The sequence below is a fragment of the Streptomyces yokosukanensis genome (assembly GCF_001514035.1).
GTDB lineage: Bacteria > Actinomycetota > Actinomycetes > Streptomycetales > Streptomycetaceae > Streptomyces > Streptomyces yokosukanensis.
Map to the genome: position 1 here is coordinate 2,474 of NZ_KQ948212.1, position 26,098 is coordinate 28,571.

Sequence of the window (26,098 nt, forward strand, 5' to 3'; positions counted from 1 at the left end):
CGATCAACCCCCAGCGGTCTCTGGCCCGCCACCCCCTGTTCCAGGTCATCTTCGGCGTGGACGCCACCGGCGGCAGCGCGCTGAACCTGCCCGGCCTGACAGTGGCTCAGGAGTCGGTCCCGTTCGAGTTCAGCAGGTTCGACCTGGGCTTCAACTTCACCGAGCAGTACGGGATCGACAGCCGTCCGGCTGGAATCGGCGGCCTGCTGCACTACAGCACGGACCTGTTCGACCAGGAGAGCGTCGAAGCCCTCGTGACCCGGATGGTGCGAGTGATGGAAGCGGCGGTCGCGGATCCGGACCGGCCGCTCGGCAGGATCGAGATCCTTTCCGCGCGGGAGCAACGGCAGATCCTGGGGGAGTGGAACGACACCGCGGCCGAGCCGACCGACGCGACTCTTCCCACGCTCTTCCAGTCGCAGGTTGCCCTGACACCAGAGCGCCCGGCAGTCCTGGCCTCGGACACCGATCTGAGTTACGGCGAGCTGAACGAGCGGGCCAACCGCCTGGCCCACCACCTGATCGCGCACGGGGTCGGTCCCGAACAGTTCGTCGCTCTCGCTCTGCCGCGTACCGCGCAGACCATGGTGGCGCTGCTCGCCGTGCTCAAGGCGGGAGCTGCCTATATGCCCGTCGACCCCACGTACCCGGCGGACCGGATCGCCTACCTGCTGCAGGACGCCGATCCAGCGCTCGTCCTCACCGTCGAGGAGACCGGGCGGATGCTCCCGGACGGTTCCCGGATTCCGCGCCTGGTCCTGGACGCTCCCGAGGTCGTCGCCGCCCTGGAAAGCCGGCCTGCCACCGATCCGACCGACCGTGACCGGATCGGCGTCCTGCAACCGCTGCACCCGGCGTACATCATCTACACCTCGGGCTCCACCGGCCGCCCCAAGGGCGTCGTCGTCACCCATGCCAACGTGGCCAACCTGGTCGCCTGGGCCCGTGACGAGTTCGGTGAACGGCCCCTGGCCCACGTCCTGTTCACCACGTCACTCAACTTCGACGTCTCCGTGTTCGAGATGTTCGGCCCGTTGCTGACCGGCGGTCGCATCGAGGTGCTTCGTGATCTGCTGGCCCTCGGCGACCGGAACGCCGACGACCGTTCGCCGGTCCTGGTGAGTGGAGTTCCGTCCGCGCTTGCCCGGATCGTGTCCCGAAGCGACGTGCGCACCACGGCGGATACCGTGGTGTTCTGCGGCGAGGCCCTGACTGCCCAGGCCGCCGCCGAGGTCAAGGACGAACTCCGAGCCAGCCGCGTCTACAACATCTACGGCCCGACCGAGGCAACGGTGTACGCCACTGTCTGGTCCACGGACGCCCCCATCACGGGAGCGCCGTCGATCGGCCGCCCGCTGCACAACACGCAGACCTACGTCCTGGACGGCAATCTGCAGCCGGTTCCGGCAGGGGTCGCCGGGGAGCTGTACATCGCGGGTGCGGGGCTGGCTCGCGGCTACTTCGACCGTCCGGATCTGACGGCGGGGCGGTTCGTGGCCGATCCCTTCGGACCGGCCGGCAGCCGTATGTACCGCACCGGTGACCTGGCGCGCTGGTCCGGCGAAGGGCTGCTGGAGTTCGTGGGCCGGGTCGACGACCAGGTGAAGATCCGCGGCTTCCGCATCGAACTCGGCGAGATCGAAGCCGTACTGGGCCGCTTCCCGGGGCTGGCGCAGGTCGCGGTCGTGGCCCGCGAGGACCAGCCGGGCGACAAGCGCCTCGTGGCCTATGTGGTCGCCGAGGCCGGCAACGACGCCCTGGACACCGAGGCCCTGCGTGCGCATGCGGCTGGTCTGCTGCCGGAGTACATGGTTCCCTCCGCGTTCGTGGCGCTCGACCGGCTTCCGCTGACCGCCAACGGCAAGCTGGACCGGCGGGCTCTGCCGGCGCCGGTGTACGAAGCGGGCGCGGCCGGGCGCGGTCCGCGTAACCCACGGGAGGACATCCTGTGCGGGCTGTTCGCGGAGATCCTGGGCGTGCCCGCGGTCGGAATCGACGACAACTTCTTCGAGTTGGGTGGCCACTCCCTGCTGGCAGTTCAGCTGATCAGCCGCATCCGGGATGTCCTTGGCGACGAGCTGGCCATTCGAGCTCTCTTCGCCGCGCCCACCGTCGCCACTCTCACTGAACAGCTGGGCCAGTCTTCGGTCGGGGAGGCGTTCGACGTGCTCCTGCCCATCAAGGACCACGGAGGCAGCTCGGCAATCTTCTGCGTCCACCCCGTGAGCGGTATCGGCTGGTGCTATGCGCCATTGGCTGGAATCGCCTCCTCGGAACACTCCGTCTATGCCCTCCAGGCGCGAGGTCTGGACGGCAAGGACGCGCTCCCGGATTCGATACAGGAGATGGCGGCGGACTACGTCCGGCAGATCCGTGCGGTACAGGAATCGGGTCCGTACCACCTGATGGGCTGGTCCTTCGGCGGTGTCGTCGCCCATGAGATGTCCGTCCAGCTGCGGGCACAGGGCGAGCAGGTGGAGACCCTCGCATTGCTGGACTCCTACCCTGCACACGAGACCGCGACGCCGCTCCCGATCACGGAGGAGGAAGTAGCGGCGGGACTCGCCGAATTCTTTGGAGTGCAGGCCGGGAACGGCGAGGAGCCACTCACGATGACAGGGGTCGTGGCAGCACTGCGCCGGGACCGCAGCCTGTTCGCCGAACTCGCCGAGCGGCATCTCGCGGAAATCGCCGCGATATACCGGAACAATCACCGGATCATGACGGAGCACATTCCCGGAAAATTCGACGGGGATGTCAAATTCTACGAGGCGGGCCATGGAAGGCCCACTGACGTGTGTGCTGCGACTGCGTGGAACGGACACATATCAGGCCGACTCGAAGTGGCGCGCATCGCCTGCAGTCATGCGGAAATGGCTCGCCCGGACTCGCTGGCCGAAATATGGCAGGGCATCCGATGACGACTGAGGCCCACACACCTTCTCACCCTGCACGAGCACGCCGAGCACGCCGAGCAGGCGTGCGTGGCCAGAGAGAGCGAGACATGACACCCGAAATAGATCAGATCTTCCAGGACGTGAAGGACCGGCACGGAGCCGGCTCCATCACACGCGTCGAGGAGATGGTGTACGCCAAGCGGCAGGAGCGCCATCCGCTGCAGAAGGACGCCAAGTGGATCATGCCCGGGATCTCCCAGACGCCCTGGCACGATCCCTACGGGCACCCCGAGATCGAACCCGTCGTCCGCGCCTTCGAAGCCGGACACGGCGCCATCAAGCGGGAACTCGCGGACGCGTGGTCCGATCGCAAGAGCGCCTTCTCCGACTACGAGCACTATCTGAGCCGCCAGGAGAACTGGCAGGCGCTGTACCTCTTCCGCGACGGCGGGCCGGTCGAGTCCTCGGCCGCTCTGGTGCCCACCGCGTACACCGTCCTCACCCGAGAGGTCATCGAGCAGGGCAAGCTCTGCCCCCTCCTGGAGAGCCACTTCTCGACGCTGCTTCCCGGCGCCTCGATCGCCCCGCACTGCGACCTGTGGAACTTCAGCATCAATCTGCACCTTGCGGTCGACATCCCCGAGGGGTGTGGCATTACGGTCGCCGGCGAGACCCGGCGCTGGCAGGAGGGCGAGTGCCTGCTGTTCGACTACTCCTTCGTGCACGAGGCGTGGAACAACGGCGCCAGGCCGCGCACCTGTCTCCTCGTGGACCTGTGGCACCCGGAAACGACTGTCCCCGAGCGTGAGGCCCTCGTCGGTCTCATCACCGAGATCCGCAAGCTGATGGGCTAGGGCCTGTCCGACGGGTCCGGCTGGGTGTCGGGGCGGTGCCTTCTCTGCGCGGCTCAGCGCGGGGTGCGCCCGGTCGAGGCGCGCCCCGCGCCCCTCGGCGGAGTGGGGGTCCGGGACGAGCTGGATGGCGTAGACCGCCTTCCGGCCTGTACGGCACCACGGTGCCGCCACCCCTTGAGCACGCGTCCGCTCCCGTTACGGGTTCGGCTCCGCCGCGCAGGCGAGGTCCTCGGCCGGGCGCTGTCCGCTGGTCAGGAACGCTGTCACCGTGTTGTTCGCGCACGTGTTGCGGCCGAACGGATAGACACCGTGCCCGCCTTGGTCGGCGGTCACCATCGTGGCCCGGTCGCCGAATGCCCGCCGCAGCTTCATGGCGCCGACCAGGGGTGTCCCCGGGTCGCGTTCGTTCTGCACCATCAGTACGTTCGACGGGCCGCGGTCACCGATGTGCACCGGCGGCCCGACCCGGTTGTCCGGCCAGTACGCGCAGGGCTTGATGTTCCCGGTGGTCCCGCCCAGCATCGGGTACTTCAGCCGGTCGATCGCGGCATTGCGCTGGTAGTCCCGGACCTTGCCGGACCAACGCGAATCACCGCAAGTCACGTAGAAATGACTGGCCAAGGAGTTCTCCGAGACCGGCGGCGGAGTCGGCAGCGGCCTGCCCTTGTCCAGCGCCTGCCATTCCTCCGCCAGTCGGGGCATGAGGCTCTCGGCGTAGAGGCCCTCGAACGTCACCCCGCGGAACAGCGTCCCGTCGATGCCGCCGACCGGTGCGGCGTCCAGCCGCTTCGCGAGTTCGAAGAACTTGGCGGTCACCTGCTTCGGTGTGGTGCCCAGACCGTACTCGGGGTGCTCGGCCGCGTACGCCGCGAAGTCCGGGAACCGGTCCTCCATGCCGCGGCCGAGCAAGCGGAAGTTCGCCAGGTCGTAGCCGCCGGGGCCCATGTTGCTGTCGAGCACGATCCGGTCGCTGCGCCCGGGGAACATCGTCGTGTACACCGCGCCGAGGTAGCTGCCGTAGGAGGCACCGAGGTAGGAGGCCTTCGGCTCGCCCAGCGCCGCCCGGATCCGGTCCATGTCGCGCGCGGTGTTCGCGGTGGTGGTGTACGGCAGCATCCACGCCGTCCGCGACGTGGCGCACTGTTCGGCGATGGTCCGCGCGTACGGCGCCTCCTTGGCGACGTCGGCCGCGGTGTGCGCGTAAGGCGGGAAGTTGCCGCGTGCCTGCTGCTGCGGGGTCAGGTCGCAGGTGACCGGCGTGCTGCGGCCGACGCCACGCGGGTCGAAGCCGATCACGTCGTAGGAGTCGAGGACGTCCTTCGGCAGCCCGGCGCCGGCGAGGAGGGCCGGGTAGTCGAGCCCGGAGCCGCCGGGGCCGCCCGGGTTGGTCAGCAGCACACCGCGGCGCTTCGAAGGGACCTTGCTCGCCAGGCGGGAGACGGCGATCTCGATCTGCCGGCCGTCGGGACTGCGGTAGTCCAGCGGGACGTCGAGTGTCGCGCACTCGAGCCGGGGCGCGTCGGTGTTCCGCGATTCGGGCTTCTGCGGGCACGGGCCCCACTGCAGGGAGTCCGGCGTCGCCGTCACCGTGTCCGGAGTCGCCGCCGCCGACGCTCCCGACATCGCGGCCGCGGCGACTGCGGTGGCGGCGAGAGCGAGGGACAGGGTTTTGCGCATCTGGTGTCCTCCTGAGGGGGCGCACGAGATCGCGCGCCGGAACGGTCGGGGTGGCGGATACGAGTCTGTTCATCCGGCGTCACCGGCACATCGGCCCGGCGGCTCGAGTCACCTTCGACCGAAGTCGAGGCGGTCATCCGACTCTGGGCGAGGGCGGGAGTGTCCCGGGGTCTGCTGCACCGGCCGCACGGTTTCGCGACAATGACCGGATGAACGCGGACATCGCGCCACGGCTCGGGGGCCGGCAGCAGACGTGGCGGCTGCCGGCCGCCGCGGCACTGGGCATTCCCTTCTGGCTTTCCACCAGTGCGGCGCTGCCGCGCGGGTGCGCGACCGACACGTGTTCCTGGTTCGCCACCGGTGATCCGCTGGTGGCTCTCGGCTGCCTGACGGCGCTCCTGTGGCGGCGACGGTTCCCGCTCGCCGTCGCCATGGCGGTCGCCATCGCCACGAGCGCGTCGACACTCGCCATCGGCGCCGCGCTCCTGGCCCTGTGCTCGATCTCCACCCGTCGCCGTCCGGTGGAGATCGGAGTTGTCGCGCTGGTCTACGTGGCCGCTGCGCAATTCACCCTCGTGCTCTACCCGGTGAAGATCCCGCCCGGCTCGACATGGGTCCAACTGGCACTCACGGCGCTCAGCGCGGGCATCGCGGTGGCCATGGGCGTGGCCATCGGCGCACGGCGCGTCGAGGTGTGGTCCTTGCGAGAGCGGGCGGAGAGCGCGGAACGGGAACAGACCGCACGGGCGGCGCAGGCACGGGCCCAGGAACGGAACCGGATAGCCCGGGAGATGCACGACGTGCTCGCGCACCGGATCTCCCTGGTCGCCATGCAGGCCGGAGTGCTGGACCACCGCGGCAACCTCACCACTGAGGAGGACCGCACGTTGATCCGTGGCATCGCCGACGGCTCCCGCCAAGCGCTGGAAGAACTACGCGACGTCCTCGGTGTGCTGCGCGCCGACCCGGACCGCCCGGAACCGCCGCAGCCCTCCCTCGACCGAATCCCGGAGCTGGTTGCCGACGCCCGCGCTTTTGGACTGGACGTCACGCTCACCACCACGGTGACGGGAAAACCCTCCGACGTCGTGGGACGAACCTGCTACCGGGTCATCCAGGAAGGACTGACCAACGCGGCCAAACACGCCCCAGGCGCCCACGTACACGTCACCGTGGAAGGAACAGCCGGCGACGAACTGCACGTAGGCGTCCACAACTCCCCGGCCACCGCGACGACCACTCAACCGCCGGCGTCAGGATTCGGCCTGCTCGGCCTCGCCGAACGCATCACCCTCGCCGGCGGAAGACTCAGCCACCACCCGACCTCCGACGGCGGATACGCCCTCTCCGCGCAACTACCCTGGCCGAACCACGACCACGAAAAGAGAAGCTGAGTGGAGAGCGAGCGGAAGCCGGTGCGTGTCGTCGTCGTCGACGACGACCAACTGGTGCGGCTGGCGCTACGACTCGTCATCGACGGCGAACCGGACCTGACCGTCGTCGCGGAGGCGGCCGACGGGGACGCCGCGATCACCGTGGTGGACGAGCAGCGGCCGGACGTCGTGCTGATGGACATCCGGATGCCCGGCCGTGACGGTCTCAGCACGACCCGGGAACTCCTCACCCGGCCGGCGCCGCCCCGGGTGCTCATGCTGACCACATTCGACTCCGACGATCTGGTGCTCGGCGCGCTGCGCGCCGGAGCCCTCGGGTTCGTCCTGAAGGACACCCCACCGGCGCGGATTCTCGACGCGGTGCGGACAGTCGCGGACGGGAACCCCGTGCTGTCCCCGGCGGCCACGGCACGAGTGATCGCCGCGGCCACCGGGCCGCAGTCCTCCGAGGCCCGCCGCTCGTCCCGCGAAGCCGCGCGGAAACAGCTCTCCGCGCTCACCGAACGAGAACTCGACACCGCCCGGGCCATCGCGGACGGTCTGGGCAACCCGGAGATCGCCGAGCGGCTCCACATCAGCATCGCGACCGTCAAGGCGCACACAGGCAACCTGTTCGCCAAGCTCATGGTTGAGAACCGGGTGCAGATCGCACTCCTGGTCCGTGACGCAGAGGAATGAGCGGCCACGCACGCCACACATGCCTTCGTCGATGAGCGCGTGGAGCGGCCCCGGCCTGCAGTCGGCTGGATGCTGTCGGCTCTCGGCCTGATTCCGGGTGGCCGAGAAGGCACCGGCGTGAAGGGGTGGCCCGTTCGCGCCGGGGGGACTCGTGTCCCGGAACGCGGGCCTGTCCGTTCCACGGCGCGTGGACCTGTGCGTTCGCTCCCTCCTTTTGGCGCGGACGCGGGGGTGTCGGGGACGACGCGGGTTACGTCTTGCGTCGATGAGGCGGGCGTCGTCGAGGCGGGGCGGCTTCGTGCGGACGCTGCGGACTTCGGTCCCGGAGTCCGCAGCCGGAGTTCGGAGCCGGACGTCGCCTCGCGGCTCCGGCTCCGGAATTCGGTTCCCGGAATCGGAGCAGGACCAGATCCGGAAGCGGCGGTATGCCTGGAGTTCGGTGTGCCGAAGCAAGGCCGTAACGGGGGCCGGGCGCAGTCGCTGACCAGCGCGTGGGCGATCGACGCGGGTCGCGTCTCAACAGGTGCGGGGGTCGAGCCTGCGCCCTGTGGCCGTGCGTGCCGCAGCCCGGAACCGAGGCCGGGTGATCGCTCGCAAGCCGCCCGGTACAGACCAACTCACCCTCTCCCGTGCCATATCGGGTCAACCGCCGACTCACCGCCCCGGACTCGGTCAGAACATCTCAATTGGCGGGTGGGTGAGGGTAGATGAGGGTGCGGGCGATGCCGGTGAGGTCCGGGGGGTGGCCGGCCTTGCGCACACAACGGGGGCGGGGGCGTGGGGAGTTGGTGGGTCGGGGGGCAGCCGAGCCGTTGGTCTCCCTGGTCTTGCCGGGTTTCCCTAGTCTGCCTTTTTCAGGGCGCGTGCGGCGATGGAGTCGATGGCGCAGCGGGGCCAGGCCAGTTGGTCGCCGGGGCCCGGCTCGTCGAGGACCAGGTGGTGGAGCCGCGACCACACCCCGGCCTGGGACCATTCCGCGAACCGCCGGTGGGCCGTGGCTCCTGAGGGCCCGAACGACGTGGGCGGCAGTTGCTGCCATGTGCAGCCCGACGTCGCGACGAACACGATGGCGGCCAGCACCTCCCGGTCGCCGTAGCGGCGCCGCCCTCCTCCTTGTGGGCGAGTCGGCGCCTCCGGCACCACACGCTGGAACAACTCCCACAGCTCATCCGGCACCAGCCGTTCCACGATCCCCATTCCGGCAGGCTATCGAAGAAGCCAATTGAGATGGGCTGGGAGAGGAATATATCTTGTCACGTCCTTGCGCGGTACCAAGCCAGCTCCCTAAGGTGAGCCTCCTGATGCAAGGTCGGCTTCTGGCTCGTTGCCTCGGGGGGCGATGTGACCGATCTCGAAACAATCTTAGCCTCGTCATCGATCTCCGCCCACGCGATTCCGTTGCCAGAGCAATGGCGCAATTTTCTGGATGACTTGCCCCGGGAGCTGCCCCGGCCGCGGGATCTCGGTAGCCCGAGTGCCGCGGAAATCTCTGCGAAGGTGCGCCCGAAAGCGCTCATGGAGCAGGACAATCCGGCTGAACGTTGGGTTCCGATTCCGCAGCCGGTACTGGAGTGGTATCGGCGCATCGGCCGGCCGACTCCGCTGTATCGCGCACGCCTTCTGGAAAAACGCCTCGGCACCGGCGCTCGCGTCTACCTCAAGCGTGAAGACGTACTGCCCACCGGAAGCTTCAAGCTGAACACCGCCATCGCCCAGGCGTATTACGCGGCTGTTGAAGGACGTACCACTTTGGTCTCGGAAACCGGGGCCGGTCAATGGGGTATGAGCGTCGCGCTGGCGGCCAGTATGTTCGGGCTCGACGCCGAGATCTTCATGGTGAAGTGCTCGCTCGACCAAAAGCCGTACCGCCGCCACTACATGGAACTCCTCGGGGCACAGGTGCGCCCGTCGCCGTCGGACTTCACGGCATTCGGCCGCGGCGTCCTCGACCGCCGGCCGGACCATCCGGGAAGCCTCGGCACGGCCATCAGCGACGCGATCGAATACACGCTGGGCAAGGACTCCGCCGCGTACATCTCCGGAAGCGGAGTGCCCCATGTCTATCTTCATCAGACGCTGCTCGGACTCGAGGTACAGGCACAGCTCGAAGGGCTCTACGGGGAAGCGGTCGGCGAAGCCGGACGCGGTGACCACCTCGTCGCCTGCTCGGGCGGGGGGAGCAACCTCTGCGGCCTGATCGGCCCCTACCTGAGCGCTCGGGCCGGGGGAGCGGATCTGCGCTTCCTCGCCGCGGAGTCCACAGCGGCTCCGCGACTGACCGCCGGGCGCTACACCTACGGGCGCGCCGACCTGGCGGGCTACACCCCGCAGGTACTGGGCTACTCGATGGGAGCCGACTTCGTCCCGCCTCCCGTGCACACCGCCGGCCTGCGCAATCACCACAGCTCCGCCGTGGTGAGCCTGCTGCGCAACGAAGGCGTCCTGGACGCCGTGGCCATCGAGGAACGCAAGGCGCTGGAGGCCGGGCGCCTGCTGCTCCAGACCGAGGGCATCCTCGTGGCTCCGGAGTCGACCCACGCCCTCGCCGCGGCGATCGACGTCGTGGCCGAGGCCGACGCACAGGGTCTCGAACCGGTCGTCGTGGTTCTCGCCAGTGGCTCCGGTCACCTCGACCTGCAGAGCTACAGCGAGGTCCTGCGCAGGCCGTAGCGCTTCCCGAAAGACCATCGCCGATACGCATCGCACCATGAGACGGGGGATCTCCGATGCGCTTGACGACGTCCCAGACGCAGCCCGGCGTGCATTGTGAAACAACAATGCTCCGGAACATGCTGCGTCACATCGGTACGGATATTTCAGAACCGATGCTGTTCGGCCTCGGGCAGGGTATCGACTTCCAGTACTGGGACGTTCCGGAAAGTGCCGGCCTGCCGATGCTCACCGGCCGGACCGGTCCGGCGGAGGTGGCGCGGAACGCGTGCGAGGCCCTCGGTGTGGAGCTGTGCGAGTCGCAGGCGAAGGACTCCGACGCGGCGCACGAGCAGACGGTCGCCCTGCTCGACACCGGGCAGGTCGTGGGAATCACCGTCGACATCTACCACCTCGACTACTTCTCCTCCCGCAGTCACTTCTCGGCGCATTTCCTGGCCCTCTACGATCTGGACGACGATTTCGCCCATGTCGTCGACACGGCACAGCAAGGCGGAGCGCAGCGACTTCCGATCGCGTCATTGCGGCGGGCCCGAGCCTCGAACGAAGGGTTCATGCCGTCGCCGAACTCGCAACTGCATGTGGGCGAGAAGTCGGAGAGGCATCAGGGCGACCTCAAGCCGCTGCTGCGCGCCGAAGTGTGGCCGGCCATCCGGTCGACCGCGGCGCGGATGGTGAGCGAGCGAGGTCCGAACCTGGGGATCAATGCCATGCGGAAGGCAGCCTCGGAGATGCCGCGCTGGAACACCTCGGCATCCGGGGATCCGGTGCCGGGCGTCGGGCGTTTCTGGCGGTTCGCGGGGACGGGCGGGACGAACTTCCGCGGGCTTTTCCTGGAATTCCTCAGGGAAGCGGACGAACTGCTGGACCATTCCGTTCTGGCCCCCGCGATCGTGGATTTCGACGGCATTCAGCGGCGGTGGGACGACCTCATCGAACTTCTCCTCGCCTTCGGCGGATCGAGCACCCCGGACGAGCACCTGAAAACCGCCGCGGCCCGGATGGAGGCGCTCGCCGAGGCCGAGGAGAGGGCCTTCCGGGACCTGCTGGCGCTCGCCGCGCGGCAGGCGGGCGGGGCGGCATGACGACCAACGGCGGCGCCGGGCCGCACGTCTCCCGGGTGAAGTCGGTCTGCCGCATGTGCCACGGCGGGTGCGGCGCGGTCATCGAGCTGGTGGACGGCTCCCCGACCCGTATCCACGGCGATCCGGAGAACCCGACCAGTGAGGGGTACTTCTGCGTCAAGGGCAAGGCGTCCCTGGACCTGCTGCACAGCCCCGACCGGCTGAGGACCCCGCTCGTCCGCACCGGCCGGCGGGGCACCGGGGAGTTCGAACCCGTCGGCTGGGACCGGGCGCTGGGCCGGATCGCCGACGAGCTGACCGCGAACATGGCGCGCTACGGCCCGGAGTCCGTCGTCCTCGGCCAGGGAACCGACCGCAACTACCAGGAGTGGGTCTTCCGCCTGGCGAACGCCTTGGGGACGCCGAACGTCGTCGGACCGGCGCACGTGTGCTTCTACCCCCGGGTCATGGCCTCGATCCTGACCTACGGCGGGTTCACGTTCTGCGACTACGAAGGCGATCCGGAGGTCGTCCTCCTCTGGGGGAGCAACAAGCCGAACACCCACTCGGACGGCGTGATCGGCATCAAGCTCCTGCGCGCCGTCGAGCGGGGCAGCAAGGTCGTCGCCATCGATCCCAGGAAGACGCAGACGGCCGCGCGGGCGGATCTTCACCTGCCCCTGCGGCCCGGGACGGACTGTGCGCTGGCGCTCGGCATGATCAAGATCGTCATCGACGAGGGCTGGTACGACCGGCAGTTCGTCGCGGACCACACGAGCGGATTCGACGAACTGGCGGAGCACGTCCGCCGCTTCGACCCCGAGCGCGTGGGAGAGATCACCGGACTGGCGCCGGATCTCGTCCTGGAGGCGACGCGCCTGTACGCGACGGCGTCGCGGGCCTGCGTCGAGGCCGGAACCGGCCTCTCGCAGAACCGGAACTCCTTCGACACCCACCGGTCGATCGCCCTTCTCTCGGCGATCTGCGGGAACCTCGACGCCCCTGGCGGCGACCTCATGTGGGATCCGATGCCGGTCGACGGACGGCGTTCCTTCCCGCGTTCCGATCTCCTGTCCGCGGAGCAGGAGAAGAAGCGGATCGGCGGCGACGTGCACAAGGTGCTGTCGATGACCGGCTGGGTGGCCCCGGGGGACCTGCAGCGGGCGATCCTCACCGAGTCGCCGTACCGGGTCAGTTCGCTCGTCCTCTTCGGAAGCAACATTCTGGCCTCGCACGAGGACACCGGCTCGCTGCGCGAGGCGATCGCCAAACTCGATCTGCTGGTCGTGTGCGACATGTTCCTGACGCCGACCGCACGCCTCGCCGATGTGATCCTGCCGGTGTCGAGCTGGCTCGAACGCGACCAGATCGTGGAGTTCAACTCGTACATCGCCGCTCGGCAGAAGGTGTACTCCCTCGACGGTTGCCGGTCGGACGAGGAGATCATCCTCGACCTGGCCGAACGGCTCGGGCTGGGCCACCACTTCTTCCCCTCCCTGGAAGCGGCCCTCGACGCCAAGCTGGCCGGCATGGGGATCACCTGGGAGCAGTTCAAGAAGACGGGGTACATCCCGAACGAGAAGCGGTACCACAAGTACCGCGAATCCGGATTCCGTACCAGGTCGGGCCGGGTGAACCTGGTGAACAACGCCCTGATCTCGATGGGCTACAAGGGCCTGCCGGAATTCAAGGCCCTGCCCGAGCCGACCCGCGATCTGCCGTACATCATGACGAGTGCGCATGCGCGCCAGTTCTACAACAGTGAATTCCATCAGCTGCCGACCACGGCGCGAACCCAGTCGGCCCCCCATCTGACCATGAGCCCACGTGCCGCGGAACGCGAAGAACTGAGCGACGGCGACATGGTCGAGGTGTTCGCGAGGCCCGGGGGACGAGTGGTCCGTATGAAGGTCAGGATCTCGACCGGCCTCGATACGAATGTCGTCATGGCGGACGCCTGTTGGTGGTATCCCGGCGAACTGTCGGTCGATGAGTCATTGACGTCGTCGGTCAATCTCATAACCGGGGGAAACCCCACGGACGAGCACATGGGGAGCGCGATGTTGAGAGGGATACCCGTCGGAATCCGGCGAGCGAGGGCAGCCGGGCGGACGACCCGAGTCGACCATGGCTAGCGCGCGCGGCGCCGTGGCGGGGCGCGTTCCGGAGACCGACGAGGGGCTGCAGGGCGAGGACATCGCCGCCAAGTACGACGAGATGCAGCGGCACATCCGCGACAACGGCTGGCTCCAGGAGAAGGTCGACGACGTCGCTCGCGCGGAGATCACCTCGGGGAAGGTCCTGGAGGTCGGCTGCGGTCCGGGCTACCTCGGCCTGGAGTGGATCGTGCGGGTCGCCCCGACCGCGACGCTCGTCGGCATCGACATCTCGGAAGCCATGGTGCGGCGGGCGCGGGCGAACGCGCAGGAATACGGTGTCGCAGCGCAGTGCGCATTCGAATGCGCCACCGTCCTGGAGCTGCCGCACGAGGACCGTTCGTTCGACCACGTGATCAGCACCAGCTCGTTCCACGAGTGGGCTGACCCGGTGGCGGCTCTCACCGAGATCCACCGGGTGCTGCGGCCGGGCGGACGGTATTGCATCGTCGATCTCCGGCGCGACATCGACCGCATAACCCTTCAGTTCATGAAGGCGAACATCGCCGCGGACATGCGGCCCGGTTTTCTCAGCTCGATCAGGTCGTCCTACATCCGCAGCGAGGTGGTCCCGATCCTCAGGGACGCGGGGCTCGCCGGGGCCGCGGTGAGTGAAGCGCCCATGGGACTGGTGATCGCGGGCAGGAAGGAAATGCCATGAATACGGTCCAGGACCAGGTGCCGGCCGTCTCCGCCACCCGTGACGGGCGCTTTCCCTCCCGCGCGCGCTTCGACGCCGTATGGGAAGAGATTCTCCAGGCGTCCGGCACATGGAGCGGTATCGACTGCTCGGGGTACGTCCAGAAATGGTGTGGGACCGTTCCGGACGGCATCACGGAAAGCCTGGTCGGCGTCAACCACATCGGGCTCTACCTGGGTGACTACACACGCGACGAGGAGGTGCTCGACTGGAACTCCTATCTACGGGACCTGCGGTCGGCCGAGCGGATCTCCTCCGTCGAGATGGGGCCGTCCTACATCTCACCGCGCCAGTACGGCACCCAGGGGTGGTGGAACTCGTGCCGCCTTCCGGACGGTCGCACGATCGAGACGTTCATGTGCAAGAGCTACGGCCCCTGGCTGGAGCGGCCCGTCGACGAGCGGCGGCGCCTGATGTCGCACGTCGCCATCGACGTGCGCTCCGAGCCCGACGTCCAGCGGGTCCTGCGGGCACTCGACGACGGCGTCGACGCCCTCGAGACGATCGCGTTCACCGAGGCGGACGAACTCGGCCACACGTACGGCCATGTGCGGAACAACGCCAGCAAGATCGTTCTTGAGATCGTGCATCAGGCACCGCAGGGTGAGCACGTCCCGAACGACGGGGGGCGGTGACATGCCGGCCCACTTCTCAGGCCACCACTGCGAGTCCACGGCCCTCGTCAACATGCTGCGCAACCGCGGCGTCGAGCTGAGCGAGCCGATGGTGTTCGGACTCGGACAGGGGCTGTCGTTCCTGTACTGGCACTCCAAGCAGATGCCGGGGCCGTTCCTCGGCGGCCGGGTGAAGCCCGACCACCTCATGCGGAACGCGGCCGGTGCCTTGGGCGCAGGTCTTCAGGAGGAGCAGACCGGCTCGCGGAGCAAGGCCGAGCGGGATCTCGTCGAGGCCCTGGACGACGGCGACGTCGTCGGCCTGAAACTCGACCGGTACTACCTCGACTACGCCGATGAATCGCACCACTTCGCCGCCCACTACGTGGCGTGCGTCGGATACGAGGACGACAGGTTCGTGGTCGTCGAGACCGGAAACCTGGGGGTGCAGACCACTTCGAGGAAGAGCATGGGCGATGCCCGCTCGGCGAAGGGGCCGATGAGTTCCCGCAACCTCTCCTTCCGGATCTCGGCCGAGGCGTACGACCCGGCGGCCCTGCCCGGCGGCTGCCGTTCCTCGATCCACGCCACCGCGCACGATTTCCTCAACCCGCCCATCACCAACATGGGGTTCAAGGGGATCGCCAAGACGAGTTCCCTGATGCGCACCTGGTGCGACTCGCTGGAGGATCCCACCCACGCGATGGGTCTCGTCGGCAACAGCATGGAGAACGGAGGGACGGGCGGCGGCTTCTTCCGCACGCTGTGGGCGGACTTCCTCCAGGAGGCGGCCGCGCTCACCGGAGTCGCGGCGTACGACACCGTGGCGGCCGAGTACCGCAGGATGTCCCGGCGTTGGACCGAGGTGGCCGATCTCCTGCGCGAGGCGGACGACTCCTCGATGCGCAAGTCGGCCGAGGCCGCGGCGTCCCTCGTCGGCGAGCTGGCCGTCGAGGAGCGGGCGGCGATGGCCGAGCTGGAAGAGGTGTCGGCATGACGGCGCCCGCCCGGCAGACCAGCCGCGACTCGTCCCTCGGCAGGCTCCGGGACGCCGTCGCCGCCCGTGTCCGTGTCGCGCAGAAGGTGGCCCGGGTGACCTCGCTCGACAGGCGCTCACTCGATCGGTGGACCGAGGAGGCGCTCGCCCGGGCCGTGGCCCACGCGTGTGCCGACTCGCCCTTCTACGCCGATTTCGTGCCCGCACATCTGGCCGGGGCGGCAGCCGCCGGCCGGCTTGAGGCCTTCGCCGCCTTTCCCTTCACGACGCGCGAGCATCTCGCCGGCGCCTATCCGCTCGGCATGCTCGCCGTACCGCCGAGGGAGGTGATCCGGTTCGACGAGAGCTCGGGCACCGGCAACGGGAGTTCCATCGCGGCGTTCTTCACCGTCGAGGACTGGCTGGAGAACAACCTGACCGTCGCCACCCTGCTCTCCGCCGTGCTGGACGAGCGGGACGTGGTGGCCATCGCCGTTCCGTACGAGCTGGCCGGTGTGGGACAGGACCTCGACCGGGCGCTGGAGGTCCTCGGGTGCACGATCGTGCCGCTCGGAGCGGCTTCGCCGAAGTGCAGCCCCGAGCGCATGGTCCACGCCCTGCACCGCTCGGGCGCCACCGCGCTGGTGTGCTCCGGAACCCGCGCGCTCTACCTCGGCGAGATCGCCCGGCGCTGCGGCCTCGACCCCCGTGACGACCTGGCGGTCTCCAGGATCCTCATGGCGGGAGAGGGCTCGTCCCCGGCGAAGAAGCGGCGACTCGCCGAGCAGTGGGGAGCGGTGGCCTACTCGATGTTCGGCATGACCGAGACCAACACGCTCGCGATGTTCTGCCGGTTCGGGGAACTCCATCTCGTCGAGACCCGTACGTTCTTCGAGATCGTCGACCCGGAGTCCGGCGAGCGGCTGCCGGACGGCGCCACCGGCGAACTCACGGTGACGACCCTGGCGAGCCGGGCGATGCCCCTCCTGCGCTACCGCACCGGGGACACCTGCCGCATCGAGGCCGAGCCCTGCGCCTGCGGCTCTCCGCTGCGCAGACTGCGCCACCGGGGCCGGATCGGTGACCGCCTGAGGATCGGCGACCGATGGGCGTCGCAGCTGGAGATCGAGGACATCGTCCTCGGGGCGATGGCGGCGCCGCCGTACTTCTTCACCTTCGACGCCGGAGGGGACGTACTGGAGATCGCGCTGCCCCCCGCGAGCGCCGACGACCAGACCGTCAGGGCCGCCGTGTCCGAGGCGGTCCGCGAACGCCTGGGCGTGCGGGCGGTCTTCCGCCCCCTCGCCCTCGCCTCGTTCGAGGAGGCGTTGCGGACGTCCGCCAAACCGACGATGCGGAACTTCACCGAGCGCCGGGCGGGAGGGATCTGAGGATGCCGATCGATCGTCCGCTCCCCACCCGTCTGCCGGAGGAGTGATCGAAGAATGTCATATCCAGAATGTTCCCTGGATCCCCAGGCCGCCGCCGGGCCCGCGTCCCACTGCCCGCACACCGAGCTGGGGCCGGTGGCCGAGAGCTACGACCAACTCCACCGGATCGACCTCCTCGCCCGGGCACGGGCCGAACGCGGTGTGGAGCAGGCGACCTACGAGTCGTTGGTGTGCACTCTCTTCCAGGCCGCGCAGGTGAGCCTCCTCAACCTCGCCAGGCTGGCGGAGCGGACGCAGGCGTGTGTGGCATCGGACGACATCGCCGGCGCCTCGCGCTACGTCGCCTGGAGCGTCGGGTTCCATCGGCTCATGTGCCGGCTGGGCACGGTGATGCTGGACGTGCGCAGCCAGTTCGGCGCCGGCTCGGCCGCGGCCACCGAACTCGGCATCACGGACTCGGCCGGCTACCGGACCTACCTCGACAGGCTGCGCGGCCTGGAGAAGGTCGTGAAGGACGCCCTCCTTCTCGGCCGGACGAAGGACGCGCGGGCGACCATCGCGACGAAGAGCATCGACGACCCGCTCTACCGCGTCCTGCACGGCATACGCCTGTGCTGCCACGACGCGACCAAGTGGGAGTTCGATCTCTCCGGCGTGCCCGTGCCGCTCTCGCGGACCCTGGACGAACTCACCTCGTCCACGACGCTCGCCGAAGCGGTCGCCGCGACCGAACTGGACGCGAAGACACTCCATGGCGAGTTCGTCGCCCTGCACCAGGTCCCGGAGATCCTCTGCGCCGAGGCCAACGACCACCTGGAGGTCGCCGTCAGGGCGATCCGCTCGTCGCAGCTCAGCCAGGCCGTCGCGCATCTGTCGGCCTGCACGACGCTGCTCGATCCGATGGTGGAGGCGCAGCGGGTGATGGCCGAACTCCTCGCGACGGGCGAGTACCACGGGTTCCGGGAGAACCTGGGGCCGGCCAGCGGCACCCATTCGCTGGCGATCAAGCAGCACATGTTCAAGGACCTGTTCAAGCACTTCTGGACGGATCTGGAGTCGTGGCTGCGCTCGTTCGGGGATCCGACGCTGGACGAGACGCTCCGGCGCGTCGACGCGGGCCGGCACGACAGCTCGGAGACATGGCTGCGGCACAGCGTGGTCCACCAGGCGTTCCGGCTGCACTCCGCGCACCAGCAGTGGCGGCACGAGCACCTCCACATGCCGCGCAACTGCCTCGGAAGCGGTGGCACGAAGTCCATGATCGGTGTCCCGGACGGGCCGCAGGCCGTGTACAAGATGCGCGACGCGGCCAACGCCCAGCGTTCGCTGCGAGCCATCCACCAGGCGCGACGAGTGAATCTTTCCCCCGTGTCCGACTCTCCACTGGCCCGGTTCGTGGCGGACCCGTCGTCCGTCGACGCCGAGATCATGAAGCTGGTGGGAGAGGCGACCCGGGAGTACTTCCCGCACGTGCAGGAGCAGAGCTACAAGCCGTTCCATTCGGGTGCGGCTGAGCGGAAGCCGTAGGTGTGTGACTGTGTCGAACCCAGAAGCAAGCGTCCCCGACGCCGAAGAGGCGGGCGGAGCACCCGTCGAACTCCTGCCGTCCCAGGCCGGTGGAGCCTGGCACGGAGCGCAGTACATCGCCAGCCTGCGAGACGGGCGTGAGGTGTGGTGCGACGGCCGGCGCGTCGACGTGACCAGCGATCCGAGGTTCACACCGACGCTGACCGCGCTCGCCGGGATCCACGATCTGCAGCACTCCCCGGAACACTCCGGCGAGATGCTCTTCCGGTCCGAGCGGTCGGGCAGGCCCGTCAGCCTCTCCTACCTCGCGCCCGGGAGCCGGGAGGAACTCGATCTGAAGTGGCGCAACTCGCGCAGATGGATCGAGGCGTCCCACGGTCAGCTCTCGCGTGTGCCGGACTTCATGGCGAACGTCGTCGTCGGGCTGTACGACTTCCGTTCCGAACTCGCCGCGGTCGACCCGGAGTTCGGGCACAACGCGGAGAACTACTACCACTACTGCCGCGAGAACGACCTCGTGCTCACCCACGGTCTCGGCGATCCCCAGATCGACCGGTCCTCGACCCCCGTCACCCGTCCCGAGATCGGGCTGCGCGTGGTCAAGCAGGGCGAGGACGGCATCGTCGTACGCGGCGCGAAACAGATCGCGACTCTGGCCCCGTACGCCCATGAAGTACTGATCTATCTGTCCCCGGCCAACTATCTGCGCGAGGACCCCAGCTTCGTCTGCTGGTTCGGTGCGCCGATCGGCACGCCGGGCCTTCGCGTGGTGTGCCGCAAGCCGTACGCGGACGGGGCCGGCGGCCTGGGTTCGCGCTTCGACGAGCAGGACGCCATGCTCGTCTTCGACGATGTGTTCATACCGAGGTCCCGGGTGTTCCTCCTCCAGGACGCCGCCGTGGCCGCCCGGGGATTCCACGAGCTGAACAAGTGGTCCCTCTACACCGGCCAGCTCCGCTTCCACCACCGGCTGCGGACGATGCTCGGCGTGGCCTCGCTCCTCGCGCAGGCGATCGGCGTCGACAAGTTCCGCGAGGTCGGCAACATGCTCGGCGAGCTGACCTCGTACGTCGAGGTTCTGCGGCTGGGGCTGGCCTCGGTCGACTCGGAGAGCAGGCGGACCCCGTCCGGTCTGCTCGCGCCCGGCTCCACCGCCGCCCTCGACGCCGTCGCCGGCCACTTCTCGGCCCGTGCCTCGGCGATCATCCGCCAGATCGGGGCCTCGGGTCTCGTGATGCAGCCCTCGGACGCCGATCTGGCCTCGCCGGAGCTGCGTGACGTACTGGACCTGTACATGTGCGGGCGCGACATGGGGGCGCAGGAGAAGGCACGGCTGTTCCGCGTGGCCGGCGACCTCGTCCTCGACCGCTTCGGCATGCGCCAGGAGCTCTACGAGGAGTGGAACCGCGGCGACCCCGCCCGGGTCCGCGCCATGTTGTACGCCAAGTACCCCGACCTGGAAGGTTGCGAAAGCCAGGCACGCGGGCTGGTCGCACGAACGGAGCAGCCGTGACGACGTTCGACAGCATCGTCCTCGAAGGAGTGACGACTCACAACCTGAAGTCGGTCGACGTCGCCTTCCCCAAGGGGAAGCTCGTCGTCGCCGCCGGAGTGTCGGGATCGGGCAAGTCCTCCCTGGTCATCGACACCCTCTTCGAACACTCCAAGTCGCTCTACCTGGGTGCCCTGTCGAGCAAGACCCTCGACATGGGCGACGGCGACTACCAGTTCGACCGGATCTCGGGGACACAGCCTCCCGTGGCCCTGCGCCAACGGGACGGCGGCTTCTCCAACCCCCGCTCGACCGTCGGGACGATCAGCGGCCTCGACGGGCTCTACCGTCTGCTCTTCGGCGCGGGTTCGCGGCCGGTGTGTCCCGCCTGCCTCGGCGAGACCGGCCCCGACCTGCGCTGCGCCGAGTGCGGCATCTTCGCCGAGCCGCACTCCGCGCAGCACTTCAGCCCCAACCGCAAGGAGGGGAAGTGCCTTCGCTGCGACGGCGTCGGCGAGATGGTCGGGTTCTCGCTCGACAAGATCATCCCTGACCGGTCGAAGACGCTGCGGGAGATCTGGGACGCCGCGGACCCGGGCACCTTCGCGATCCCCAATGTCCGCAAGGCCTTCGAGACCATGGCCGCCGACCTCGGCATCGACCTCGACCTGCCGTTCGCGGAACTCGACGGCGACCAGGTCGAACGCGTGCTCCACGGGTCGGACAAGCGCTACACCATCAAGGTCCGGAAGGTCACCAACGAGATCCGCTTCGAGGGCATCCTCGACTTCCTGGAACGGGCCTACCGGAACACCACCTCCTCGGCGCGGCGGAACTCCTTCACGAACTACCTCGCGAAGGAACCCTGCCCCGCCTGCGAGGGCGGCCGTCTGCGCGTCGAGTCGCTCAGGGCGACGCTGGCCGGACATGCCTTCCACGACTTCCAGAGCGACGAACTGTCGAGTTCCATCGTGCGCCTGCGCACGGCCCTGACGTCGGGAGCGCTGCCGCCGCAGGTGCGCGAACTGGCCTCGGCGATCATCAAGCAGAGCGAGAACATCGAGGAAGTCGGCCTGGGGCACCTGCAGTTGCGGCGCCCGGTGGTGACCCTCTCGGGCGGTGAGCTGCAGAGGCTGCTGCTCGCCCAGCACCTCGCCAGCGATCTGACCGGCGTCATGTACGTCCTCGACGAGCCGACCGCCGGTCTGCACGAGAGCGACAGCGACAAGATCGTGGCCTCGCTGCGCCGGCTCCGCGACCTCGGGAACACCGTCATCGTCATCGAGCACGACGAATCGGTGATCCGGGCCGCCGACTGGGTCGTCGAACTCGGCCCGGGGGCGGGGTCGCGCGGGGGCGAGGTGGTCTTCGAGGGGCCCGTCGCGGACCTCCTGGAGGCCGAGGACTCGCCGACGGCGGCGGCGCTGCTGTCGCCTGCGCCCTCGCGCGGCCGGGTCGATCTCGCCGATGCCGGCTGGCTCCAGGTCAGCGGCATCACGCGCAACAACGTGGTGGACGAGACGGTGAAGCTGCCGCTCGGCGGGCTCACCTGTGTCTCCGGTGTGTCCGGCGCCGGAAAGAGCTCGCTGGTGGCCGGCGTCCACGACGCGGTCTCCCGGGCCGTCGCCAAGGGCGCGGACAGCGCGGGCGGCGTCGAGGGCGCCGATGCCCTGAAGGACGTCATCTATGTCGACCAGCGGGCGATCGGCCGGTCGAGCCGCAGCACCCTCGCCACCTACATCGGCATCGGCGACCACATCCGGGACGCCTTCGCGGCCAGCGAGGACGCGGTCGAACGCGGCCTGAGCCGCAAGGAGTTCAGCCCGAACGTCCCCGGCGGCCGATGCGAGGCGTGCAAGGGCCTCGGACTGGCCGAGGTCGAGATGACCCTGTTCAAGAGCGAGTCCGTCATCTGCCCGGAGTGCGACGGCCGCCGGTTCCAGGACCACGTCCTCGATGTGCGCCTCGACGGCCGCAACATCTACGACGTGCTGTCCATGTCCGTCGGGGACGCGCTCGAATGGTTCACGGCGCGGGACGGCGCGAAGGTCACCCAGGCGCTCTCCGTGCTCGACGAGTTCGGACTCGGCTACCTCCAGCTGGGCTGCGCCACGACCACCCTCTCCGGGGGCGAGGCACAGCGGCTCACTCTCGCCGTCGAGCTGCTCAAGCAGCGCCGAAGCGGCACGCTGTTCATCTTCGACGAGCCGACGCGCGGTCTGCACCCCGCCGACATCAGCCATCTCCTCGCCCTCTTCGAACGGCTCCTGTCCACCGGGAACACCATCCTCGTCATCGAGCACAACATGCGCGTCGTCTCGCTCTGCGACTGGGTCGTCGACGTGGGGCCGGGGGCGGGCCGCGACGGCGGCCGCGTCGTGCACTGCGGACCCCCGCAGGAGCTGGCCGACAACCCCGCCAGCGAGACCGGGAAGTACCTGCGCAGGCTGCTCGGCGGCGTCGTGGCGCAGACCGGGCCCGCAGCCGGTGAGCCGGCCGAGGACGGGACAGCCCTGGAGACGGATCCCCGTACCACGCGTGACCTGAAGGACATCGAGGAGCTGCTGCCGAGGACGGTCACGGTGGTCACGGGCTCCGCCCGAGGCTCCGGGGCCGGCGGCATGACACCGTACGGGCTCACGATCGGCTCGCTGACCGTCGTCTCCCACGAACTCGCGCTCGTGGCCTTCGTGGTGAAGTCGCACAGTACGAGCTGGTCGGCCATCGCGAGCGAGCGACGGTTCTGCGTCAACGTCCTCGCCGACGACCAGGCCCAGGTGGCGAAGGCGTTCGCGCGGGGCCGCCCCGACGGCCGCTTCAACTCGCTCACCTGGGTTCCCTCGTCCCACGGAAGCCCTCGGCTCTCGGGGACGTACGGCGCCATCGACTGCGGCCTGGAGGCCATGTACCAGCTGGGCGACCACCAGTTCGTCCTGGCGAAGGTGCTCCACGTCGACATCGACCCGAAGGAGGGCCGCCGCCCGCTGGAGCTGGCAGGCCGCGACGGCACGGCCTGCGACGCCTACGGATGGCGTTGGCGGGACAGCGGTGTGGAGGAGGAGCAGTGATGTCCGTACCTGCGTCGGGAATCTACGAACACTTCCTCGACCTGCTCTCGGCCGACACCGCGACCGGGTCCGGCGAGACCCCCCGCAACGGCGGCGGCCCGCACTCCCGGCGTGCCCGCTACGGCGAAGGGCTCGACGCGTCGGGTGCCGCCCGCCCCCACTTCCTGACCCGCGACGACTGGGTCCGCAACCAGATCGACATGGCCCTGGCCCTCGACAGCGTCCTGACCGAGGACGACATCGTCATGGTGGCCGCCCCCTACGAGCTGTCCTTCACCGGCGCCGTGGTGGAGCGCGCGGCGGAGATGATGGGCGCGACGGTGCTCAGCGTGGGCACGAGCAACACCATCTGCCCGATACCGCGGGCCCTCGGCCTGATCCGCCGGTACGAGGTGACGGCGCTGGTCTGCTCGCCCACGCTGGCGACGGAGATGGCGGACGTCGACGTCTCGCTCGGCGGGCGGCCCGGTGACACGACGATCCGGAGGATCCTCTGCACGGGCGAGGCCCTCTCGCCGAGCCGCCTCGGCCGGATCGGCGACCTGTGGAGAGCGACGGCGACCCCGGTCTTCGGGACGGACTCCACGCCCACCGTCGCCGTGCCGTGCGCCTACGGGGCGCTGCACCTGTGCGAGCACCGGCTGCGCGCGACGCTCCGCGGCGCCGCGGGTGACGCGTCGGCCGTCGCGGCCGACGTCCGCGGTGAACTGCTGCTCGCCCCCGCGGGATCGAGCCCGACGCAGGGCGTGGCGACGGGCGAGCTGGTGGAGTTGCGGCCCGATCCCTGCCCGTGCGGGGACGGCAGCACCGTACTCACCCCGCTCGGCCGCGTGGCCGACGCGGTCCCCTCACCGTCGGGCCCGGTGTCCGCCGTCGACGTGGAACGCGTCGTGTTCGAGTCTCCCGGGCTCTCGCCGCACTTCTCCTGGGAGATCCGGGACGGCGCCTTCCACGTGACGTGTGCCGCGGATCCGGGTGCGGGTCGCGGTCGTGAGCCGGCGCGGTCGCTGAAAGCCCGGGTCCGGGACGAACTGGGTGTCGACGTCGATGTCGCGATCGTCGAGGCGGGGGACCGGCAGGGCGACGGCAGCCGGCCCGCTCCCTAGGGGCGTGGCGCGGGAACGGCCCATCCATCGGTGGCAGTGTGAGGAGACCAGAAGGATGAAGGTAGCGGTAGTCCAGACCCGCTGGGTCGATGACCCCGCCGAAGCTCTGCGCAGCGCCCATCAGGCGATCGAGAGCGCCACGGCCGGCGGCGACATCGACATGGTGTGCTTCCCCGAGTTCCTCCTCGGGCCCCCCTGGTACATGCCCGGGCAGGACCATCTGAAGGGAAAGACCGACACCCCCATGCCGGGCCCGGTGATCGAGGGGTTCCAGACACTGGCCCGCAAGGCGGGCACGAACATCGTGCTGGGCTCGATCGTCGAGGACCTCCAGGACGGCAAGTACCGCAACACCTCCCTCCTCATCGACCGGCAGGGCGCCGTCGCGGGCCGCGCCGTCAAGGCGCACGCCTTCGGCAACGAGATGGTCGTCTGCCGCCAGGCGGAGGAGATCAGCCTGATGTCCACCGAGTTCGGCCCGATCGGGGTGGCCGTCTGCTCGGACTTCTGGGTCCCGGAAGTGATCAGGCTCATGGCCGTCGCCGGAGCGCGAACGATCTTCGTGCCCGGAGGCACCCTCCGGCAGAACCAGGCGCTCATGGTCAACGCGCTGCGCACCGCCGCCTACCTCAACGACGTGAACGTCGTCTACGCCAGCTCGGTGGGCGTCGTCCGGGGCATGCGGGGAGACCGCAAGGTGGAGATCCACTTCACCGGCACGAGCCTTGTCGCCACCCCCGGCGGAGTCGTCGCCCAGGCGGGCAGCGACCGGCAGGAGGTCCTCGTCGTCGATCTCGGCCGCAAGTCCGAGCAGACCGGGTCCGCGAGCCGCGACGGCCGGCTCTGGCACGAGATGCGCAGGCCGAAGGCGTACGGGGCGCTGCTGGGCGCGTACGCGGGAGCGGACCGGGACCTCGCCGCCGAACTCCGCTCGACCATGACCGGGCCGGGAGGCGGCGGTTCGGACCGAGGCCGTCCGGCCGGAGCGACGCACACAGAGGGGACCGGCCGGTGACCATCTTCGTAGCGCAGCACGCCCGTCGTGCGGACACCGAGGCGACCGCCCAGGCCGTACTGGGCGACCTGGAGCGCCGCGTGACGTCCGAAGCGTCCTTCGTCGTGCTCCCCGAGAACGTCTTCGCCTGCGGTGACGGCACCGAGGTGCTGCCGACGCGGCAGAGCGAGCGGTACCTGGAGCGCCTGGCGGCGCTGGCGCACAGCCGTGGCGCGTACGTACTGACCGGATCGTGGGCGCAGGAGCGGGCCGACGGTCCGGCGCAGGTGGCCCGACTCCTGGGCCCCGACGGGTCGGTGCGCGCGGAGGTGACGCGGCCGGTGCTGGCCGACGGCACCACGGGCACGGGGGACGACTTCCCCGTGGTCGAAACCGAGTTCGGACAGGTCGGAGTGCTCCTCGGACCGGACTTCTGGCTCGTCGAGCCGCCACGTATCGAGTGCCTCGCCGGTGCCGAACTCCTCCTCGTGGCCGGCTCGCTCGACGCACACGCGAAGGACGCGCAGCGGGCCGCGGTCTGGGGCATCGCCACGCTCAACACCGTCGCGGTCGCCTTCGCCGGCGCGCTGAGCCCGACCTGCGCGGGCGGCAGCGCGGTGGCGATGCCCGAGGGCTTCGTCGCCGAGGCGGGCACGGACGACGGCGTGTTCGAGGCCGAGTGGGACCTCGACCGCATCAGGCACCTCAGGGAGCCCGATCTGCGCTTCCAGGAGACGCTCTGGTTCGGCCTGTGGGCGCGCCGCCCGGACCTCTACACGTCGCTCGTCGACGCACCCGGGCCGAAGAGCGGTCACGCGCACGCCGGGCGGGGGGTCTGAG

Annotated in this window: 18 protein-coding genes and 1 pseudogene; 17 read left to right on the forward strand and 2 right to left on the reverse strand. The window is 69.3% G+C overall.

Features of this window, described 5'->3' with window-relative positions; translation table 11 throughout:
- Positions 1 to 2,921: non-ribosomal peptide synthetase (locus tag AQI95_RS17905; RefSeq protein WP_159056538.1), on the forward strand; the 2,921-nt coding region annotated here is incomplete at its 5' end.
- Positions 2,922 to 3,004: 83 nt separating this feature from the next.
- On the forward strand, positions 3,005 to 3,751 hold the full coding sequence (locus AQI95_RS17910; RefSeq protein WP_079071316.1) for an aspartyl/asparaginyl beta-hydroxylase domain-containing protein: 747 nt from the start codon (positions 3,005 to 3,007) through the stop codon (positions 3,749 to 3,751).
- A 195-nt stretch (positions 3,752 to 3,946) separates the two neighbouring features.
- Here AQI95_RS17910 and AQI95_RS17915 read toward each other — a convergent pair whose 3' ends face one another.
- A complete protein-coding gene (locus AQI95_RS17915) occupies positions 3,947 to 5,428 on the reverse strand; it encodes an alpha/beta hydrolase (RefSeq protein ID WP_067124139.1) in 1,482 nt (493 codons plus the stop codon).
- Between the two features lie 209 nt (positions 5,429 to 5,637).
- On the opposite strand from AQI95_RS17915, the gene AQI95_RS17920 reads away from it, so the two are divergent.
- Positions 5,638 to 6,822: a sensor histidine kinase gene (locus AQI95_RS17920; RefSeq protein WP_067124141.1), complete on the forward strand. Its 1,185-nt coding sequence runs from the start codon at positions 5,638 to 5,640 to the stop codon at positions 6,820 to 6,822.
- The gene (locus AQI95_RS17925; RefSeq protein WP_067124143.1) at positions 6,823 to 7,500 is read left to right on the forward strand and encodes a response regulator transcription factor; all 678 of its coding nucleotides are present in this window, start codon (positions 6,823 to 6,825) and stop codon (positions 7,498 to 7,500) included.
- A gap of 852 nt (positions 7,501 to 8,352) precedes the next feature.
- Here the strand turns inward: AQI95_RS17925 and AQI95_RS17930 are convergent.
- Positions 8,353 to 8,697 (reverse strand): annotated as a pseudogene (locus AQI95_RS17930) (transposase); the annotation flags it as partial.
- Positions 8,698 to 8,841: 144 nt separating this feature from the next.
- On the opposite strand from AQI95_RS17930, the gene AQI95_RS17935 reads away from it, so the two are divergent.
- From AQI95_RS17935 to AQI95_RS17995, 13 genes are read left to right on the forward strand one after another with little or no spacing between them, the layout of a single operon-like run.
- Positions 8,842 to 10,170 (forward strand): TrpB-like pyridoxal phosphate-dependent enzyme, encoded by a 1,329-nt coding sequence (locus tag AQI95_RS17935; RefSeq protein ID WP_244188773.1) that lies wholly within the window; start codon positions 8,842 to 8,844, stop codon positions 10,168 to 10,170.
- 56 nt (positions 10,171 to 10,226) lie between these two features.
- Positions 10,227 to 11,255 (forward strand): BtrH N-terminal domain-containing protein, encoded by a 1,029-nt coding sequence (locus AQI95_RS17940; protein ID WP_279617007.1) that lies wholly within the window; start codon positions 10,227 to 10,229, stop codon positions 11,253 to 11,255.
- Positions 11,252 to 13,369 carry a molybdopterin-containing oxidoreductase family protein gene (locus tag AQI95_RS17945; protein WP_067124149.1) on the forward strand — a complete coding sequence of 706 codons (2,118 nt, stop codon included), beginning with the start codon at positions 11,252 to 11,254 and terminating at the stop codon, positions 13,367 to 13,369. Before AQI95_RS17940 ends, AQI95_RS17945 begins: the two co-directional genes overlap by 4 nt.
- On the forward strand, positions 13,362 to 14,051 hold the full coding sequence (locus tag AQI95_RS17950) for a class I SAM-dependent methyltransferase (protein WP_067124151.1): 690 nt from the start codon (positions 13,362 to 13,364) through the stop codon (positions 14,049 to 14,051). Before AQI95_RS17945 ends, AQI95_RS17950 begins: the two co-directional genes overlap by 8 nt.
- Positions 14,048 to 14,725 carry a hypothetical protein gene (locus tag AQI95_RS17955; protein ID WP_067124152.1) on the forward strand — a complete coding sequence of 226 codons (678 nt, stop codon included), beginning with the start codon at positions 14,048 to 14,050 and terminating at the stop codon, positions 14,723 to 14,725. The genes AQI95_RS17950 and AQI95_RS17955 overlap by 4 nt, the downstream gene beginning before the upstream one ends.
- A gap of 1 nt (position 14,726) precedes the next feature.
- Positions 14,727 to 15,701: a BtrH N-terminal domain-containing protein gene (locus AQI95_RS17960; protein WP_067124154.1), complete on the forward strand. Its 975-nt coding sequence runs from the start codon at positions 14,727 to 14,729 to the stop codon at positions 15,699 to 15,701.
- Positions 15,698 to 17,071 carry a phenylacetate--CoA ligase family protein gene (locus AQI95_RS17965; RefSeq protein WP_067124156.1) on the forward strand — a complete coding sequence of 458 codons (1,374 nt, stop codon included), beginning with the start codon at positions 15,698 to 15,700 and terminating at the stop codon, positions 17,069 to 17,071. The genes AQI95_RS17960 and AQI95_RS17965 overlap by 4 nt, the downstream gene beginning before the upstream one ends.
- 54 nt (positions 17,072 to 17,125) lie before the next feature.
- Positions 17,126 to 18,598, forward strand: a complete 1,473-nt coding sequence (locus AQI95_RS17970; protein WP_244188774.1) for a hypothetical protein — start codon at positions 17,126 to 17,128, stop codon at positions 18,596 to 18,598.
- 10 nt (positions 18,599 to 18,608) lie between these two features.
- On the forward strand, positions 18,609 to 20,111 hold the full coding sequence (locus AQI95_RS17975) for a 4-hydroxyphenylacetate 3-hydroxylase family protein (protein WP_244188775.1): 1,503 nt from the start codon (positions 18,609 to 18,611) through the stop codon (positions 20,109 to 20,111).
- Entirely contained in the window at positions 20,108 to 23,158 is a 3,051-nt protein-coding gene (locus tag AQI95_RS17980; protein ID WP_067124158.1) for a flavin reductase, read from the forward strand. Before AQI95_RS17975 ends, AQI95_RS17980 begins: the two co-directional genes overlap by 4 nt.
- Positions 23,158 to 24,264, forward strand: coding sequence for a phenylacetate--CoA ligase family protein (locus AQI95_RS17985; protein ID WP_067124160.1), 1,107 nt, complete (start codon positions 23,158 to 23,160; stop codon positions 24,262 to 24,264). Before AQI95_RS17980 ends, AQI95_RS17985 begins: the two co-directional genes overlap by 1 nt.
- 55 nt (positions 24,265 to 24,319) lie before the next feature.
- Positions 24,320 to 25,279 carry a carbon-nitrogen hydrolase family protein gene (locus AQI95_RS17990; protein ID WP_067124162.1) on the forward strand — a complete coding sequence of 320 codons (960 nt, stop codon included), beginning with the start codon at positions 24,320 to 24,322 and terminating at the stop codon, positions 25,277 to 25,279.
- Positions 25,276 to 26,097 carry a carbon-nitrogen hydrolase family protein gene (locus AQI95_RS17995; RefSeq protein WP_067124164.1) on the forward strand — a complete coding sequence of 274 codons (822 nt, stop codon included), beginning with the start codon at positions 25,276 to 25,278 and terminating at the stop codon, positions 26,095 to 26,097. Before AQI95_RS17990 ends, AQI95_RS17995 begins: the two co-directional genes overlap by 4 nt.
- Position 26,098: the final 1 nt, after the last annotated feature.

What these genes read in the sequence shown, in the direction of transcription:
- AQI95_RS17910 (WP_079071316.1), top strand. Translation starts at nt 3,005, where the DNA reads ATGACACCCGAAATAGATCAGATCTTCCAGGACGTGAAGGACCGGCAC.
- AQI95_RS17915 (WP_067124139.1), bottom strand. Translation starts at nt 5,428, where the DNA reads ATGCGCAAAACCCTGTCCCTCGCTCTCGCCGCCACCGCAGTCGCCGCG.
- AQI95_RS17920 (WP_067124141.1), top strand. Translation starts at nt 5,638, where the DNA reads ATGAACGCGGACATCGCGCCACGGCTCGGGGGCCGGCAGCAGACGTGG.
- AQI95_RS17940 (WP_279617007.1), top strand. Translation starts at nt 10,227, where the DNA reads ATGCGCTTGACGACGTCCCAGACGCAGCCCGGCGTGCATTGTGAAACA.
- AQI95_RS17945 (WP_067124149.1), top strand. Translation starts at nt 11,252, where the DNA reads ATGACGACCAACGGCGGCGCCGGGCCGCACGTCTCCCGGGTGAAGTCG.
- AQI95_RS17950 (WP_067124151.1), top strand. Translation starts at nt 13,362, where the DNA reads ATGGCTAGCGCGCGCGGCGCCGTGGCGGGGCGCGTTCCGGAGACCGAC.
- AQI95_RS17955 (WP_067124152.1), top strand. Translation starts at nt 14,048, where the DNA reads ATGAATACGGTCCAGGACCAGGTGCCGGCCGTCTCCGCCACCCGTGAC.
- AQI95_RS17960 (WP_067124154.1), top strand. Translation starts at nt 14,727, where the DNA reads ATGCCGGCCCACTTCTCAGGCCACCACTGCGAGTCCACGGCCCTCGTC.
- AQI95_RS17965 (WP_067124156.1), top strand. Translation starts at nt 15,698, where the DNA reads ATGACGGCGCCCGCCCGGCAGACCAGCCGCGACTCGTCCCTCGGCAGG.
- AQI95_RS17970 (WP_244188774.1), top strand. Translation starts at nt 17,126, where the DNA reads ATGTCATATCCAGAATGTTCCCTGGATCCCCAGGCCGCCGCCGGGCCC.
- AQI95_RS17985 (WP_067124160.1), top strand. Translation starts at nt 23,158, where the DNA reads ATGTCCGTACCTGCGTCGGGAATCTACGAACACTTCCTCGACCTGCTC.
- AQI95_RS17990 (WP_067124162.1), top strand. Translation starts at nt 24,320, where the DNA reads ATGAAGGTAGCGGTAGTCCAGACCCGCTGGGTCGATGACCCCGCCGAA.